This is a genomic window from Methylobacterium radiodurans (genome assembly GCF_003173735.1).
GTDB lineage: Bacteria > Pseudomonadota > Alphaproteobacteria > Rhizobiales > Beijerinckiaceae > Methylobacterium > Methylobacterium radiodurans.
Genome location: NZ_CP029551.1, coordinates 3,980,062 through 3,995,485, shown reverse-complemented (window position 1 = coordinate 3,995,485; position 15,424 = coordinate 3,980,062). Strand labels below are relative to the sequence as shown.

Sequence of the window (15,424 nt, the reverse complement as noted above, 5' to 3'; positions counted from 1 at the left end):
AGAGAGGAGAGGCAGATGTCTCGCGTAGGCAAGAAGCCCGTCCCCGTCCCGTCCGGCGTGACGGCGACGGTCGACGGTCAGACCGTGAAGATGAAGGGGTCGAAGGGCGAGCTGCAGTTCGTCGTTCCGTCCCTGGTGGACGTGGAGTTCAAGGACGGCGCGGTCTCCGTGCAGCCCAAGAACCAGTCGAAGGAAGCCCGCTCGCTGTGGGGCACCTCGCGCGCCCAGGTGGCGAACCTCGTCGAGGGTGTCTCGAAGGGCTTCGAGAAGAAGCTGGAGATCACGGGCGTGGGCTACCGCGCCGCGATGGCCGGCAAGGCGCTCAAGCTGTCGCTCGGCTACAGCCACGACATCGAGTACGAGATCCCGGCCGGCATCACCATCGTGACGCCCAAGCCCACGGAGATCGTGGTCTCGGGCATCGATCGGCAGCGCGTCGGCCAGGTGGCCGCCGAGATCCGCGATTACCGCGGCCCCGAGCCCTACAAGGGCAAGGGCGTCAAGTACGCTGGCGAGTTCATCTTCCGCAAGGAAGGCAAGAAGAAGTAAGGAGGGCTTAAGATGTCGAACAAGCTTATCGCCCTCCAGCGGCGCAAGATCCGCGTCCGGAAGGCCCTGCGGGCCGCCGCCAACGGCCGTCCGCGGCTCTCGGTGTTCCGCTCGTCGAAGCAGATCTACGTCCAGGTCATCGACGATGCCCAGGGCAAGACCCTCGCCGCCGCCTCGTCGATCGACAAGGCGCTCAAGGGCGATCTGAAGACCGGCGCCGACGTCGCCGCCGCCACCGCCGTGGGCAAGCTCGTCGCCGAGCGCGCCAAGGCGGCCGGCGTCACCAAGGTGATCTTCGACCGCTCGGGCTACATCTACCACGGCCGCGTCAAGGCCCTGGCGGATGCTGCCCGCGAGGGCGGCCTGGAGTTCTGAGCCAGCCGCGCGATCGAGCTGCCGGACCCACGTCCGGCGGCTCGCCAGCGCGACTGCGCGCCGCCGCTGATGCGGCGGACGCTCCATCGCAAATGGAGCACCAAAGATGAGATTCGGCGGAGGGGAGCGGCACGCCGCTCCTCGATGACTTCGATCAAGCGAGCGGGCCCGCCGCCCGCGCCAGTGCGATGAACGGGTAGCAGAATGGCACGTGAACGTGAGGGCGGGGGCCGCGGCCGCCGCGAGGATCGCGAGGAGCGCGACAGCGAGTTCGTGGACAAGCTCGTCCACATCAACCGCGTCGCCAAGGTGGTGAAGGGCGGCCGTCGCTTCGGCTTCGCGGCCCTCGTCGTCGTCGGCGATCAGAAGGGCCGGGTCGGTTTCGGCCACGGCAAGGCGCGCGAGGTGCCCGAGGCCATCCGCAAGGCGACGGAAGCCGCCAAGCGCGGCCTGATCCGCGTCAGCTTGCGCGAGGGCCGGACCCTGCACCACGACGTCAACGGCCGTCACGGCGCCGGCAAGGTGATCCTCCGCGCGGCCCCGCAGGGCACCGGCATCATCGCGGGCGGCCCGATGCGCGCCGTCTTCGAGACGCTCGGCATGCAGGACGTGGTGGCCAAGAGCCTCGGCTCCTCGAACCCCTACAACCTCGTGCGCGCCACCTTCGAGGCGCTCAAGAACGAGGACAGCCCGCGCTCCGTCGCGGCCCGCCGCGGTCTCAAGGTGTCGGCCCTCCAGAGCCGCCGCCGCGATGCCGATCCGAACGATCAGTCCGAAGCGGCTGTGGCGTAAGGAGAGGTTGGCATGGCTGACAAGACCATCCGCGTCGAGCAGATCGGTTCGCCGATCCGCCGCGAGGCCTCCCAGCGCGCGACGCTGGTCGGCCTGAAGCTCAACAAGCTGCATCGGGTCGCCGAGCTGGAAGACACTCCGGCCGTGCGCGGCATGATCCGCAAGGTCGCGCACCTCGTGCGCGTCCTCGACGGCGCTGCGTGAGGAGGGCGCCACGATGAAACTCAACGAGATCCGCGACAACGAAGGCGCAACCAAGAACCGGATGCGCGTCGGCCGGGGCATCGGCTCCGGCAAGGGCAAGACCGCGGGACGCGGCGTGAAGGGTCAGAAGGCCCGCACCGGCGTGTCCATCAAGGGCTTCGAGGGCGGCCAGATGCCGCTGCATCGTCGCCTGCCGAAGCGCGGCTTCACCAACATCCACGCCCACGACCTGAACGAGGTGAACCTCGGCCGGGTGCAGGAGGCGGTGGATGCGGGCCGGCTCGACGCCTCGGCGCCCGTCACCGTCGAGGCGCTGGTCGCCGCCGGCATCCTCTCCCGTCCCCGCGACGGCGTGAAGCTGCTGGGCGTCGGCGAGCTGACCACGAAGCTCAGCTTCGAGGTCACCCGCGCGTCGAAGTCGGCGATCGAGGCCGTCGAGAAGGCCGGCGGCAGCGTCACCGTCGCCTACGCGGCTGGCGTCGCCCACCGCGGCACGGCATCCGCCGAGGCCTGAGGACTTCGGTCAAGATCGGTGCAACGCGTTGCACCGATCCGGCGAAGCGCTTAAGTCCAAGCCACCGAGCGGCGGCCCGTGCGACCTCGCACCGGCCGCCGTTCCTCGTTTCACCCGGACTTTTTCGTCCGGCGACAGGTCCCAGGATAGACCGCCATGGCCTCAGCCGCCGAGCAGCTTGCCGCCAACCTCAATTTCGGGGCGATCGCGAAGGCCGATGAGCTGAAGAAGCGCATCTGGTTCACGCTCGGCGCCCTCGTGGTGTTCCGGCTGGGCACGTACATCCCGATCCCCGGCATCGACCCGGAGCAGTTCGCCAGGAACTTCCAGCAGCAGGCGGGCGGCGTGCTCGGCCTGTTCAACATGTTCTCGGGCGGCGCCGTCGAGCGCATGGCGATCTTCGCCCTCAACATCATGCCCTACATCTCGGCCTCGATCATCATCCAGCTCCTCACCTCGGTGATCCCGAGCCTGGAGACGCTGAAGAAGGAGGGCGAGTCGGGCCGCAAGGTCATCAACCAGTACACCCGCTACCTCACGGTGGTGCTGGCGCTGGTCCAGTCCTGGGGCATCGCGGTCGGCCTGCAGAGTTCCTCCGCGGCGATCGATCCGGGCCCGTTCTTCCTGGCCTCGACCGTGATCACGCTGACCGGCGGCACGCTGTTCCTGATGTGGATCGGCGAGCAGATCACCTCGCGCGGCATCGGCAACGGGTCCTCGCTCATCATCTTCGCGGGCATCGTGGCCCACCTGCCGGTGGCGATCGCGGGCGCGCTGGAACTGAGCCGCACGGGCGCCATGTCGCTCGCCACGCTGCTCGGCTCGGCCGTCGGCGCCGTCGCGCTGATCTACTTCATCGTGTTCATGGAGCGCGCTCAGCGCCGGGTGCTGATCAACTACCCGAAGCGCCAGGTCGGCAACCGCATGTACGAGGGCCAGACCTCGTTCCTGCCGCTCAAGCTCAACACCTCGGGCGTGATCCCGCCGATCTTCGCCTCCTCGCTGCTGCTGCTGCCCGCGACGGTTGCGAGCTTCTCGGCGAACCAGGGCTCGTCGGGCTTCCTCGGGACGCTGACGACGCTGCTCGGCCACGGCCAGCCGGTCTACATGGCGCTCTACGCCGCCCTGATCATCTTCTTCACGTTCTTCTACACGGCCGTCGTCTTCAACCCGCAGGAGACGGCCGACAACCTGAAGAAGCATGGCGGCTTCATCCCGGGAATCCGGCCTGGCGAGCGGACCGCGGCCTTCATCGACAAGGTGCTCACCCGCATCACGGTGATCGGCGCGCTCTACCTCACCTTCGTCTGCCTCGCGCCGGAAATCCTGGCGATGGCGCTCTCCTCGCAGAGCCTCGCCTTCGGCGGCACCTCGCTCCTCATCGTGGTCTCGGTGACCATGGACACGGTGGCCCAGATCCACGGGCACCTGATGGCGCACCAGTACGAGGGCCTCGTGAAGAAGGCGAAGCTGCGCGGCGCCTCGACCACCCAGCGCCGACGCTGAGCCGAAGGGGCGTCGAGCCAAGGGACAAGGCGGGGAGAATGCACGCCCCCCGCCTTTGGTCCGGCTCCCCGCCGCGGTAGAACCCGGCTACAAACCCACCACCCAAGGCGATGCCGGGGAGGCTTCGCCATCGCCCCGGAAGCCGCTGCCAGAGCGGACAAGGACGAGGACCAAGCCATGCGCATCATTCTGCTCGGACCGCCCGGCGCGGGGAAGGGCACCCAGTCCGAGCGGATCGTGGCACGCTTCGGCATCCCGCAGCTCTCGACCGGCGACATGCTGCGCGCGGCGGTGGCCGCGGGCACGCCGGTCGGCCTGGAGGCCAAGGCCGTGATGGAGGCGGGCGGCCTCGTCTCCGACAAGATCGTCGTCGGCATCGTGGCTGACCGCATCGAGGAGCCGGACGCGCGGCGCGGCTTCATCCTCGACGGCTTCCCGCGGACCGTCGAGCAGGCCAAGTCGCTGGACGCGATGCTCGCCCAAAAGGGCATCGCGCTCTCGACGGTGGTCGAGCTGAAGGTGGACGAGGACGCGCTGGTCGGCCGCATCGCCAACCGCGCCGCCGAGACCGCCGCCCGGGGTCTGCCGGTGCGCAAGGACGACACCCCGGAGGTGTTCAAGTCGCGGCTGGAAGCCTACCGCGCCCAGACGGCGCCGCTCTCCGATTACTACGCCCAGGCCGGCAAGCTCGAGACGCTCGACGGCATGCAGCCCATCGACAGCGTGACGGGCGAGTTGATGAGGATCCTGGAGCCTCACGCCGAGACCGCCGGGGCCTAAGCGGAAGCCACGCCGCACGGCCGTCGGACGAGCCGCCATCCCGGGCCGCGCGCGGCCTCGGGATGGGCGGGCGGCCAACGCGTCCCGGGCGGACCTGGCAAAGCCGGAATCTGGCCAAGCCGGATATTCCTACCTAGTGTCGCGGTGCACGACGCGGCGGGGAGGCGGACGGACCGATGGCTTCCGGATCAGGAATGCGGGCAGGTCCGCTCTCGGGCACGCCGGCACCGCGCGTCGCGTCCGTCACCTTCGACACCCGGCTCGAGGGTCTGACCTGGCTGGCGCTGAAGGGCTTCCTGCTCTCGCTGGTGACCTTCGGCATCTACCGGTTCTGGTACGTCACGAACCTGCGCCGCTTCTTCTGGAGCCGCACCGCGCTCAACGGCTCGCCGGCCGAGTATACCGGCACCGGCAAGGAGCTATTCCTCGGCTTCCTCGTAGCGCTCGCGATCTTGGTGCCGATCTACCTCGGCCTGTTCGCGCTCTCGCTCGTCGCGCCCGCGCTCGCCCCCTTCTCGGTGGTGATCTCCTTCGTCTTCCTGTTCCTGCTCGGTCAGTTCGCGATCTTCCGCGGACGCCGCTACCGGGCGATGCGAACCCTGTGGCGCGGCATCCGCCTGGGCCAGGACGGCTCGGGCCTCGCCTACGCGGCGCGCGCCGGCGGCTGGTGGCTGCTCACGCTCTGGACGTTCGGGCTGACGGTCCCGTTCATGCGGGCAAGTCTGGAGCGCTACCGCATCAATCACACCCTGGTCGGCTCCAGCCGGATGACCTCGACCGCGCGGGGGCGCAGCGTGTTCGGGCCCTGGCTGCTGCTCTACGCGGTCGGGCTGGGGCCGCTGATCGGCCTCGGCCTCGCCCTCCTGGTCGCGGCGGATTTCTCGGTGCCCGCCGACCTCCTGGTGCCGAAGCCCGGCGGCAAAGCGGGCGAGACGGTGTTCAACCCCGCTTATGCGGGCTCGACCATCGGCCTCCTCGCGCAGGCGTTCGGCTACGTCGCCGTGTTCTGCGTACCCGCGGCCCTGCTGCTGATCCCCTACTACCGCGCCCGCGAGACCCGGGCCTTCACGAACGCGGTCGGCCTCGGCCCGACCCGCCTCGTCTCGTCCTTGCGGGCACGCCAGTACTACTGGCCCTACATCGTCTACATGCTGTCGGTGCTGGGCTTCCTGCTCGTGCTCGGCGCTCTCGGGGCGCTGCTGGTCCTCGCCGGCCAGGGTGCGGGCGGAATCAGCGCGCTCCACGGGCTCATCGTCCTCGCCTACCTCGTCGGCGCGCCGCTTCTCGCCGTGCTCCACGTCCGGGTGGTGCAAGCGAGGCTCTGGTCGGCGGTCGCGACGAGCACGGCGGTGACCGATCCGGACGCGCTCGACGCCGTCCTCGCCTCGGCGCGCGGCGCCGGCAGCGGGCTCCAGGAGGGCCTCGCCGACGCGCTCGACGTCGGCGGCGCGCTCCAGATCGGCATCTGAGGCTTGGCCGCCGATCCTATCCCGCGGGACACGTCCCCGGTCGAGGCCGAGGGGCGCTACTTCGACGGGCAGAGCGCGCGGCCCCACCCGGTCCGCCTGCGCCTCGACGACCGCTTCCGCGTTGCGGGACGCGATGTCGCCCGGGACTGGAACCTGCTCGACTTGCGCGCGGCCGATGCCCTGCCGCCGCTGACGCGGGTCGGCCCGGCAGGCGGGCCGGAGCGGGTCGAGTTCTCGGACGCCGCGCTCGCCCAGGCGCTCGCCGCGCGCTGCCCGGACCTCCGCCGCCGGGAGGAGGCGGAGGGCACCCTACGCCTCGTGCTCTGGTCGGTCGCGGCCGGGATCTCGGTGCTGCTCGTGGCCGTGTTCGGCGTGCCACGGGTCGCGGGCCTGCTCGCGCCGCTGGTGCCGGACAGCGCCGAGGCGCGGCTCGGCGCCGTGGTGGAGCCGCAGGTCCTGCGCTTCCTCGGCAGCCCACCGGCCTGCACCGAGCCGGCCGGACGCATGGCCCTCGACGGGCTGGTCGCCCGGCTGGTCGCGGCCGGCAAGGCCGAGGGCCCGCTACCCGCCGACCTCGCGGTGAGCGTGCGCCGTCACCGCGTGGCCAACGCCCTCGCGCTGCCGGGCGCCAGGGTGATCCTGCTCTCGGACCTGATCGCGCGGGCGCGCTCGGCGGACGAGGTTGCGGCGGTGCTGGCGCACGAGCTCGGCCATGTCGGCGCCCGCGATCCGACCCGCGCGCTGATCCGCGCCTCGGCCTCCTCGTTCCTGCTGAGCCTCGTCCTCGGGGACCTCACCGGCTCCACCATCATCGTCGCACTGGGCGACGCGGTGCTGTCGGCCGGCTACAGCCGCGAGGCGGAGCGGACGGCCGACGCCTACGCGGTCGACCTGATGGCCCGCGCGGGCGGCAACGGCGCGGCTCTGGCCGACATCCTCGAGCGCATCGCCGCGGACAAGAATGACGGCAAGGGGGGCAAGGAAGATGCGAAGGGCGCGGGAACCGACTTGCTGCGCAGTCACCCCTTCACCCGCGAGCGCGCCGCCGCGATCCGGGCGCGGGCCGGCCCCGACGCGCCCGGCCGCCGGATCCTGCCGGAGGAGGCGTGGGCGCAGCTCAAGGCCATCTGCGGGCCGGCGCCCGCGCGGCCGTCGCCGGAGCGCTGACGCGGCCGGATCAGCGCTCCCGGCGCGGAATCGAATCCTCGTCCTGGCGGACGAGGCCCGCGGCGAAGCGCCGGGCGTTGGCGACGTAGTGCTCGGCGAGACGCCGCAGGTCGGCGGCATCGTCGAGGGTGCGGACGGTTCGCGCCGGCATGCCGACGATCAGGCTGCCGTCCGGAAACTCCGCGCCCTCCTTCACGAGGGCGTTGGCCCCGACGATGCAGCCGCGGCCGATCCGCGCCCCGTTGAGCACGGTCGCGCCCATACCGATCAGCGTGTCGTCGCCGATGGTGCAGCCGTGCACGATCGCCCGATGCCCGACCGTCACGCCCGCACCGATCGTGAGAGGGAATCCGGGATCGGAGTGCAGCACCGCCCCGTCCTGGATGTTGGTGCCGGCCCCGATCCGCATCGGCTCGTTGTCGCCGCGCAGCACCGCGCCGAACCAGACGCTCGCGCCCGCGCCGAGATGCACCTGCCCGATCACGTGCGCGCCCGGCGCGACCCAGACGCTGTCGTCGGCGAGGACAGGAGCATGACCGTCGAGGGCGTAGAGGGACATCGGGTTCGTCTCGGGTGCTTTTCGGGGAGCGCGGATGGCCGCGCGGGCCAGCATCTCACGGGCCGCGCGCCTCGTCACGAGCGGGGCGGACACGGGCCCGTCTACAGCCCAGGTCCCTTGGCGGCCCCCCAGATCCGGCCCGGCTTGCCGTTGCCCGTCCCCTGCAGCACCACGACCCAGGCATCGGCGTCGCCGCGGCCCGCCGGCAGCGGTACCTCGTAATGGGCCGGCTGGCCGCTCCAGGGCCCGACCCGCTGCATGCCGCGCACGACGTTGAGGTAGGTCGCGGTGCGGCCCCGGTTCTCTCCTCGCTCGATCGCCACCGGGCGGCGGCGCAGGACCGAGAGGAGCCAGACCTCGCCGCGCTGGGCACCGGGTCCGACATCGATCACGATGCGGTCGCCGCGCTCCTCGCCGCGCACCGGCACCGGCAGGCCGCCGGGCTGGGCCGCCTCGCGGGCCAGGGCGTGCTCCATCTCGGCCCGGTCGGAGGCCACCACGGAGGCGGCGCCGTTGACGATGGCCTGCGGCGTGAAGACCTGCCGGATGCCCCGCACCCCCGCATAGGCGTGCTGACGCTCGGTGAAGGGCTTCTGCGCCAGCGTGTCCTTCCAGCCGAGATAGTCCCAGTAGGTCACCGGCAGGGTCAGGGCGAGGATACCCGGCCGCCCGGTGAGGTCGCGGAAGACCGGATCGGCGCCCCGGCAGGCGGCGCAGCCCTGGCTGGTGAACAGCTCGACCACCGCCCGCAACGGCTCGGCTCGGACGGTTTCGGCACGGGCAGGGTCCGCGCGGGCAAGCTCGGCGTGCGCCGGACCGGTGCCGGGCTGCGCCAGGGCGAGGAGCGCCGCGCCGAGCGGCGCGGCGTATCGGGGAGCCGGGAGCATCATCGCATCACAGCGCACGCGGTCGCGCCTTGGGAAATCACGTTGGCTTGACCCGCATCGCCCGGAGCACGTGGCCTTATCACGTGAGCTTGAGGGCCCGCGCGCGCGCCTGCGCGGCGGGCAGCATCGCCGGGCGCCAGCGCCGGTGCATCCAGAGCCACTGCCCGGGATTCTCACGCACCCAGCTCTCCACCACCGCCGTCATCGCCTGCATGGCACCCGGCACGTCGACGACGCCGTTGGCGTCGCGGGGCAGGTCGAGGGGCGGGGTGAGTTCGAGCCGGTAGCGGCCGCCCGGCAGCCGTACAACCCGCGCACCGTGGACCGGGCACTCGTAGTTCCGGGCGAGCTTGGCGAGAAGCGGATTGGCGAGGCAGGCTTGGCCGAAGAAGTCCACCACCACCCCGCGGGTGAAGTGCTGGTCGATGAGTTGGCCGAGATGGCCGCCGCGCTCCACCACGCCCTGCATCGCGAAGGCGGCGCCGGGGCCGGAGGCGGCCAGGCCCCCCATGGTCTTCTGCCGGACCGCGCTCACCAGCCGGGCCGCCGCCGGGTTGTTCGGCGCCCGGAACACGGCGGTCGCCTCCAGGTCGAACTTCGCCGCGGCGATGGCCGGCAGTTCCCAGTTGCCGAGATGGGCCGAGAAGATCAGGCCCGGCTTGCCGTCGTCACGCAGGGCGTAGAAGTGCTCAAGCCCCACCACCTCCATGCGCTGGGTCGCGGGATCGGCCGGATCGTAGTCAAACAGCGTGTCGAGATGGGCGTACTCGGCCCCCGTGCGGCCTAGATTCTCCCAGGCTTGGCGGGCGATCGCCCGGCGCTCCGCCTCCGTGCGGTCCGGGTAGGCGGCCTGGAGATTGGCCAGCATGGTCCGGTGCGCGGGCAGGAGCGGGCCGATCCGGCGCAGGAGCGCCGCCCCCCAGGCGCCGGCCCGCTCAGGGCCGAGCCCGCGGGCGAGCCGGAACAGGGCCGCGATCAGGGGCAGCATCGCGTAGCCCGCGAGCCGCGGGAAGGAGCGCTTCAGGACGAGGGCGAGACGCAGCAAGCGGTTCGGGCTCCGGCGGCGGATGGCGCAGGGCAGCGCACGGGATGCCGCGATCTGCGCCTTAGATCATTTCCGCGTGAGCAGGGGAAGATTCACAGGCTCACCAGGATCTTGCCGAAGACCTGGCGGGATTCGAGCCGCTCCAGCCCGGCCGCGAAGTCGCCGAGCGGGTAGACCGTGTCGATCACCGGTGTGATGCCGGCCGCCATCTTGTCGAGCGACTGCCGAATGTTCTCGATGCGGCAGCCGAAGGATCCCGTGATGCGGTACTGTTGCTGGAACAGCTGCATCAGGTTCATCGTCGTCGAGACGCCCGAGGTCGAGCCGCAGGTGACGAGCCGCCCGCCGCGCTTCAGGCAGAGCAGCGAGCCGTTCCAGGTGTCCGGCCCGACATGCTCGAACACCACGTCGACGCCCTTCCGCTTCGTCAGCCGCCGCACCTCGCCCTCGAAGCGCTCCTCCCGGTAGTTGATGACGTGGTCGGCGCCGAGTTCGGCCGCCATCGCACCCTTGCGGTCGTCGCCCACCGTGGTGAACACGGTGCACTGGAGCGCCTTGGCCATCTTGATCGCGCTGGTGCCGATCCCCGAGCCGCCCGCATGGACGAGGATGCTCTCGCCGGGTTCGAGCTTGGCGTTGTCGAACAGCATGTGCTGCACGGTGCCGAAGGCGATGCCCGCGCAGGCCGCGTCGGTGAAGCTCACGCCGTCGGGCGCCTTAACCACGAGCCGGGCCGGCATCGTCACGAACTCGCTGGCGAAGCCGTCGATGTGGAAGCCGTAGACGCCGCCGACATCCTCGCAGAGGTTGTCGCGGCCCTGTTCGCAGGCGCGGCAGTGACCGCAGGTCTTGGCGCCGTAGAGGGCGACGGAATCGCCCTCGCGCAGGCCGGTGACGCCCGCGCCGACCGCGGCGATCTCGCCCGCGGCCTCGGCGCCCACCGTCAGCGGGAGCCGGCGCTTGGCGAAGGCCATGCCGCGAAAACCCCAGACGTCGATGAAGTTGAGGCCGACCGCGCGGATCCGCACCCGCACCTCGCCGGGCCCGGGAGCGGGCGCATCCGCCACGTCGGTCAGGCGCAGGTCGCGGTCGCCGAAGAGTTGCAGGGCTCGCATCGATCGTTTCCGGGGGCGCGGACGGCCCGATAGGGTGGTACGGCCCCTCCTGAAGGGGGGTGCGTCGGCGCCTTAGGGACAGCCTATGTCCCGATCAAGGCACGCCTATTCCGGCGCGAGGTAGCGCCGCCGCGCCCAGCCGAGCGTGCGGCCGTCCTTGACCCGGCACCACGTGGTGCGGCTCGGCGTCTCGTTGGTGCAGCCGAAGACCAGCACCCGGCCGCGGATCTCGCCGACGAGTTCGGCCGAGGGGTCCGGCTCGGCCCGGACGCTCAGGGCCTCGCCGCGGGGCAGGCCGTCGACCCGGTAGGTCTGGGGCTCGGCCGCCGCGGGGGCGGCGAGGGTGCCGGCGAGCGCGGCGAGGAGGAGGGGGCGCATCGGGTGTCGTCTCAGGCGCGGTGCACGCCCATCATGGCGGTGAGGCCGCCGTCGACCGGCAGGACGGCGCCCGTGATGTAGCCGGCCGCGTCCTCCATCAGGAAGCGCACCAGCGCGGCCACCTCCGCCGGGTCGGCGAAGCGGCCGGCCGGGATCTGACGCTCCATCGTGGCGCGATGGGCCGCGTAGGGGGCCATCATTCGCGTATCGACGAAGCCCGGGGCGATCACGTTGACGGTGACGCCGCGCTTGGCCGACTCGATCGCCAGCGTGCGGCAATAGGCGATCAGCGCGCCCTTGGTGGCGGCGTAGGCCGCGTTGCCGGCATTCGCCCGCAGGGCCGCGACCGAGCCGATCGCCACGATCCGGCCCGTCCGCGCCCGGATCATGCCGCGGGTCAGCGCCTTGGCGAGCCGGGTCAGCGAGGTGAAGTTCACCTGCATGGCCGCCTCCAGCCTGTCCTGATCGAGCATCAGCGCGAGCGCGTCCGCCGACTGGCCGGCATTGTGGACGAGGCCGTAATAGACCCGCTCCTCTGCGCCCGCGCAGAAGGCGTCGAGCGCGGCCCGGTCGCCCAGATCGAGGGCGTGAGCCTCGAAAACACCGTCCGGATGGGCGGCGCGCAGCTCCGCCAGCAGCGCCTCGGCCTCGGAGGCAGAGGCCCGATAGGTGAAGTCGACCGCGTGGCCGGCCTGCGCCAGCGCCCGCACGATCGCGGCGCCGAGGCCCGCGGCGCCGCCCGTGACGAGGACGCGCTTGATCCCGGTGCTCATGCGGGCTCGGCCCCGAGGATCAGGCAGGTGTTCTGGCCGCCGAAGCCGAAGGAGTTCGACAGGACGCGGGAGACGGCGACGTCCCGGGCCTGTCCCACGATGTCGAGCGGGATCGCCGGATCGGGCAACGCGTGGTTGATGGTCGGCGGGATGCGCCCGTGCCGGATGGTGAGGAGCGAGAAAGCCGCCTCGATTGCCCCGGCCGCGGTCAGCGTGTGGCCGATCATCGACTTGTTGGACGTGACCGGCACCTGTCCCACCCGCTCGCCCAGCACGGCGGCGAGGCCGAGCGCCTCCATCTTGTCGTTCTCGGGCGTCGAGGTGCCGTGGGCGTTGACCGTGTCGATGTCCTGCGCCTCCAGGCCCGCATCCTCCAGGCTCGCCCGGATCGCCGCGACGATCGGCGCGCCGTCCGGGCTGGAGCGGGTGCGGTGGAAGCCGTCGCCCTTCTCGCCGCAGCCGAGCACGTAGCCCAGGATGGTGGCACCGCGCGCCACCGCCGCCTCCGCGTCCTCCAACACCAGGGCGGCGGCGCCCTCGCCCATGACGAAGCCGTCGCGGTTCTTCGAGAAGGGTTTGGAGGCGCCTTCGGGCGGGTCGTTCTGGGTCGAGAGCGCCGAGAGCAGCGAGAAGCGGATCAGCGATTCCGGGTTCACCGAACCGTCGGTGCCGATGCAGAGCGCGGCCTGGGTCTCGCCGCGCCGGATCGCCTCGACGCCGAGCTGGATCGCGGTGGCGCCCGACGAGCAGGCGGTCGAGAGCGAGATCGGCGAGCCCTTGGTGCCGAAGCGCTCGGCGATGCGCTCGGCCACGGTGCCGAAGATGAAGAGGTCGTGCCAGGGATCGAAGCGGCGGCTGGCGGCGGCCGTCTGGAGCCCCGCGTAGCTGACCTCGCCGTTCTGGCCGGAGGCCTCGGCGAGCGCCTGCCGCTGCGGCCACTCCATCTCGACCGGCGGCACGGCGATGAACAGGGCACCGGGGAAGTCGCCCCGCCGGCCGATGCCGGCCTGCGCCACCGCCTCCTCGGCGGCCTCGGCGGCGAAGCGCTCGGACAGCAGCGGGGCGACGAGCGGCTCGGTGTCGAGGAAGTCGACGGTGCCGGCGATGCGGGTGCGCAGGGTGTCGGTGGGGAAGCGCCGGATCGCGTGGATCCCCGAGCGCCCGGCGGTGAGCGCCGCCCAGTTGTCAGCCTGTCCCTGGCCGAGGGAGGTGACGAGGCCGATGCCGGTGACGGCGACGCGGGCCCGGCCCTTACCGTCCCGAAAGACTCTGGCGTCGCGGTTCGAATGCGCAGTCATGGCGGCCGTCTTACACGATCGGGTCGGGGAGGGGAGGGATTTCGGAGACCGCGCCCCTCACCGCCCGGTCCGCACCCGCGTCCAGAGCCGGGTGATGAAGCGCTGGGTGCGGTCGTCCCAGGCAGTGTTGACGGAGAGGCGCTGCATCGTCGCCTCGTCCGGGTAGATGCCAGGGTTGTTGAGGATCTCCGGCTTCACCAGGGCCTTGGCCGGCAGCACGCCGCTGGCGTAGGAGACGAAGTTGCTGTTGGCGGCCGCCACGTCGGCGCGCAGCATGTAGTCGATGAAGGCGTGGGCCTCGGCTACGTGCGGCGCGTCCTTCGGGATCGCGAAGGCGTCGAACCACATGATCGAGCCCTCCTTCGGGACGACGTAGCCGATCTCGACGCCGTTCTTGGCCTCGTCCGCGCGCTTCTTGGCCTGCATCACGTCGCCCGAGTAGCCGACCGCGACGCAGAGATCGCCGTTGGCGAGCGCCTGGATGTACTCGGAGGAGTGGAATTTCCGCACCGTGCCGCGGACCTTGTAGAGCGCGTCCGTGACCTGGGTCATGTCGTCCCAGCGCTTGGTGTCGCTCTTCAGCCCGTAGAAGGGCAGCATCGCCGGGATCAGATCCTCGGGGCTGTCGAGCATCATGATCCCGCACTCCTTCAGCTTGTTGGCCGAGGTCGGGTTGAGCACGGTGCTCCACGAGTTGAGGACGGCGTTGGCGCCGAGGCGCTCACGCACGGCGCCCAGATTGTAGCCGATTCCGGTCGTGCCCCACATGTAGTCGACGGCGTACGCGTTGCCGGGGTCGTAGGCCGCGAGCCGGCCCGCGATCTCGGGCCAGACGTTGCCGAGGTTCTTCAGCCGCGCCTTGTCGAGGGGGCGGAAGGCGCCGGCCCGGATCAGCCGCTGCAGGAAGGGCCCGGAGGGCACCACCACGTCGTAGCCGGAGCGGCCGGCGAGCAGCTTCGTCTCCAGGATCTCGTTGTTGTCGTAGGTGTCGTACACAACCTTGATCCCGGTCTCCCGGGTGAAGGCCTCCAGCACCTTCGGGTCGATGTAGTCCGACCAGTTGTAGATGTTGACGACGCGCTCCTCCGCCCGGGCCCCGCCCAAGAGACCCACCATGGGGCCCACCATGAGGCCGAACGCGGCGAGTGCCGCGCCCAGCAGGGCGCGGCGGAGGAGGCCGCCGCTCACCGGGAGCGCGCCGCGACGACGACGATCTCGACGAGATATTCGGGTCCCGCGAGCTTCGCCTCGACGGTGGCGCGGGCCGGCGGGTTCTCCTTCGAGACCCAGGCGTCCCAGGCGGCGTTCATCTCGGCGAAGGTCGCGATGTCGGCGAGGTAGACGGTGGCCGAGAGGATGCGCTCCTTGTCGCTGCCGGCCGCTTGCAGCAGGCGGTCGATCTGCCCGAGAATCTGCTGGGTCTGCGCGGTGACGCCGGTGCCCACCGTGTCGGCCGCGACCTGCCCGGCGAGATAGACCGTGTCTCCGTAAGCCACCGCCTGCGCCATGCGCTTGCCCGGCTCGATCCGCTCGATCGTCATGTCCATCCTCGATCACGGCGCGGCGCATGCCACGCCCAGGGCGCCGGTTCTGCGGTGCCGCGGCGGCCCCGTAAAGGCCGAGCGGGCGGCCCCACGAAGGTTCCGCGCGAAATTTCTCTCCGCCCAAGCTTTCCGCGGCAACCTGCCGCCCCGCTGGCGCGTTCAGTGGGCATTCGCAGTTCACGCGCAGGGGTTTGGCATGGGTATTCTCTGGACCATCATCATCGGCTTCCTGGCCGGCGTCATCGCCAAGTTCATCATGCCGGGCGACAACGAGCCGTCGGGCTTCATCCTCACCACGATCCTCGGCATCGTCGGCGCCTTCGTGGCGACCTTCATCGGTCAGGCGGTGGGCTGGTATGGCCCGAACCAGGGCGCGGGCTTCATCGGCGCCATCGTGGGCGCGGTTGTCGTGCTCGCCATCTACGGCTTCTTCGCCAGCCGCAGCCGCACCACCACGCTCTGACATCCA

At 71.1% G+C, this 15,424-nt stretch carries 19 protein-coding genes; 10 read left to right on the top strand and 9 right to left on the bottom strand.

What is annotated here, in order from left to right:
* The first annotated feature begins 15 nt into the window (after positions 1-15).
* From rplF to DK427_RS18705, 9 genes are all read left to right on the top strand, one after another.
* Positions 16-549: a 50S ribosomal protein L6 gene (gene rplF / locus DK427_RS18745; protein WP_109952584.1), complete on the top strand. Its 534-nt coding sequence runs from the start codon at positions 16-18 to the stop codon at positions 547-549.
* A 12-nt stretch (positions 550-561) separates the two neighbouring features.
* Entirely contained in the window at positions 562-924 is a 363-nt protein-coding gene (gene rplR, locus DK427_RS18740) for a 50S ribosomal protein L18 (protein ID WP_109952583.1), read from the top strand.
* A gap of 204 nt (positions 925-1,128) precedes the next feature.
* A complete protein-coding gene (gene rpsE / locus DK427_RS18735) occupies positions 1,129-1,716 on the top strand; it encodes a 30S ribosomal protein S5 (RefSeq protein WP_066927412.1) in 588 nt (195 codons plus the stop codon).
* A 12-nt stretch (positions 1,717-1,728) separates the two neighbouring features.
* The gene (gene rpmD, locus DK427_RS18730; protein ID WP_109952582.1) at positions 1,729-1,920 is read left to right on the top strand and encodes a 50S ribosomal protein L30; all 192 of its coding nucleotides are present in this window, start codon (positions 1,729-1,731) and stop codon (positions 1,918-1,920) included.
* A gap of 13 nt (positions 1,921-1,933) precedes the next feature.
* Entirely contained in the window at positions 1,934-2,434 is a 501-nt protein-coding gene (rplO, locus tag DK427_RS18725) for a 50S ribosomal protein L15 (protein WP_109952581.1), read from the top strand.
* A 156-nt stretch (positions 2,435-2,590) separates the two neighbouring features.
* Positions 2,591-3,940 (top strand): preprotein translocase subunit SecY, encoded by a 1,350-nt coding sequence (gene secY / locus DK427_RS18720; RefSeq protein WP_109952580.1) that lies wholly within the window; start codon positions 2,591-2,593, stop codon positions 3,938-3,940.
* Between the two features lie 177 nt (positions 3,941-4,117).
* Positions 4,118-4,720, top strand: a complete 603-nt coding sequence (locus tag DK427_RS18715; RefSeq protein ID WP_109952579.1) for an adenylate kinase — start codon at positions 4,118-4,120, stop codon at positions 4,718-4,720.
* A 194-nt stretch (positions 4,721-4,914) separates the two neighbouring features.
* Positions 4,915-6,189 (top strand): YjgN family protein, encoded by a 1,275-nt coding sequence (locus tag DK427_RS18710; RefSeq protein WP_109952578.1) that lies wholly within the window; start codon positions 4,915-4,917, stop codon positions 6,187-6,189.
* A 3-nt stretch (positions 6,190-6,192) separates the two neighbouring features.
* The gene (locus DK427_RS18705; RefSeq protein ID WP_245930630.1) at positions 6,193-7,356 is read left to right on the top strand and encodes a M48 family metallopeptidase; all 1,164 of its coding nucleotides are present in this window, start codon (positions 6,193-6,195) and stop codon (positions 7,354-7,356) included.
* A gap of 10 nt (positions 7,357-7,366) precedes the next feature.
* Here the strand turns inward: DK427_RS18705 and DK427_RS18700 are convergent, their stop codons facing one another.
* From DK427_RS18700 to DK427_RS18660, 9 genes are all read right to left on the bottom strand, one after another.
* Complete coding sequence (locus DK427_RS18700) at positions 7,367-7,915, bottom strand: gamma carbonic anhydrase family protein (protein WP_109952577.1); 549 nt, start codon at positions 7,913-7,915, stop codon at positions 7,367-7,369.
* A gap of 101 nt (positions 7,916-8,016) precedes the next feature.
* The gene (locus DK427_RS18695; RefSeq protein ID WP_245930629.1) at positions 8,017-8,805 is read right to left on the bottom strand and encodes a DUF1223 domain-containing protein; all 789 of its coding nucleotides are present in this window, start codon (positions 8,803-8,805) and stop codon (positions 8,017-8,019) included.
* Between the two features lie 76 nt (positions 8,806-8,881).
* Entirely contained in the window at positions 8,882-9,847 is a 966-nt protein-coding gene (locus DK427_RS18690) for a lipid A biosynthesis lauroyl acyltransferase (protein WP_109952576.1), read from the bottom strand.
* Positions 9,848-9,939: 92 nt separating this feature from the next.
* Entirely contained in the window at positions 9,940-10,962 is a 1,023-nt protein-coding gene (locus DK427_RS18685) for a zinc-binding dehydrogenase (RefSeq protein ID WP_109952575.1), read from the bottom strand.
* Positions 10,963-11,067: 105 nt separating this feature from the next.
* The gene (locus tag DK427_RS18680) at positions 11,068-11,340 is read right to left on the bottom strand and encodes an SH3 domain-containing protein (RefSeq protein WP_109952574.1); all 273 of its coding nucleotides are present in this window, start codon (positions 11,338-11,340) and stop codon (positions 11,068-11,070) included.
* An 11-nt stretch (positions 11,341-11,351) separates the two neighbouring features.
* Complete coding sequence (locus DK427_RS18675) at positions 11,352-12,113, bottom strand: SDR family NAD(P)-dependent oxidoreductase (RefSeq protein ID WP_109952573.1); 762 nt, start codon at positions 12,111-12,113, stop codon at positions 11,352-11,354.
* Entirely contained in the window at positions 12,110-13,411 is a 1,302-nt protein-coding gene (locus tag DK427_RS18670) for a beta-ketoacyl-ACP synthase (protein WP_109952572.1), read from the bottom strand. The genes DK427_RS18675 and DK427_RS18670 overlap by 4 nt, the downstream gene beginning before the upstream one ends.
* 57 nt (positions 13,412-13,468) lie before the next feature.
* The gene (locus DK427_RS18665; protein ID WP_109954262.1) at positions 13,469-14,539 is read right to left on the bottom strand and encodes a polyamine ABC transporter substrate-binding protein; all 1,071 of its coding nucleotides are present in this window, start codon (positions 14,537-14,539) and stop codon (positions 13,469-13,471) included.
* A gap of 56 nt (positions 14,540-14,595) precedes the next feature.
* Positions 14,596-14,952, bottom strand: coding sequence for a RidA family protein (locus DK427_RS18660; protein WP_109952571.1), 357 nt, complete (start codon positions 14,950-14,952; stop codon positions 14,596-14,598).
* A 199-nt stretch (positions 14,953-15,151) separates the two neighbouring features.
* Between DK427_RS18660 and DK427_RS18655 the strand changes: the two genes are divergently transcribed.
* On the top strand, positions 15,152-15,418 hold the full coding sequence (locus DK427_RS18655) for a GlsB/YeaQ/YmgE family stress response membrane protein (RefSeq protein ID WP_109952570.1): 267 nt from the start codon (positions 15,152-15,154) through the stop codon (positions 15,416-15,418).
* Positions 15,419-15,424 lie beyond the last annotated feature (6 nt).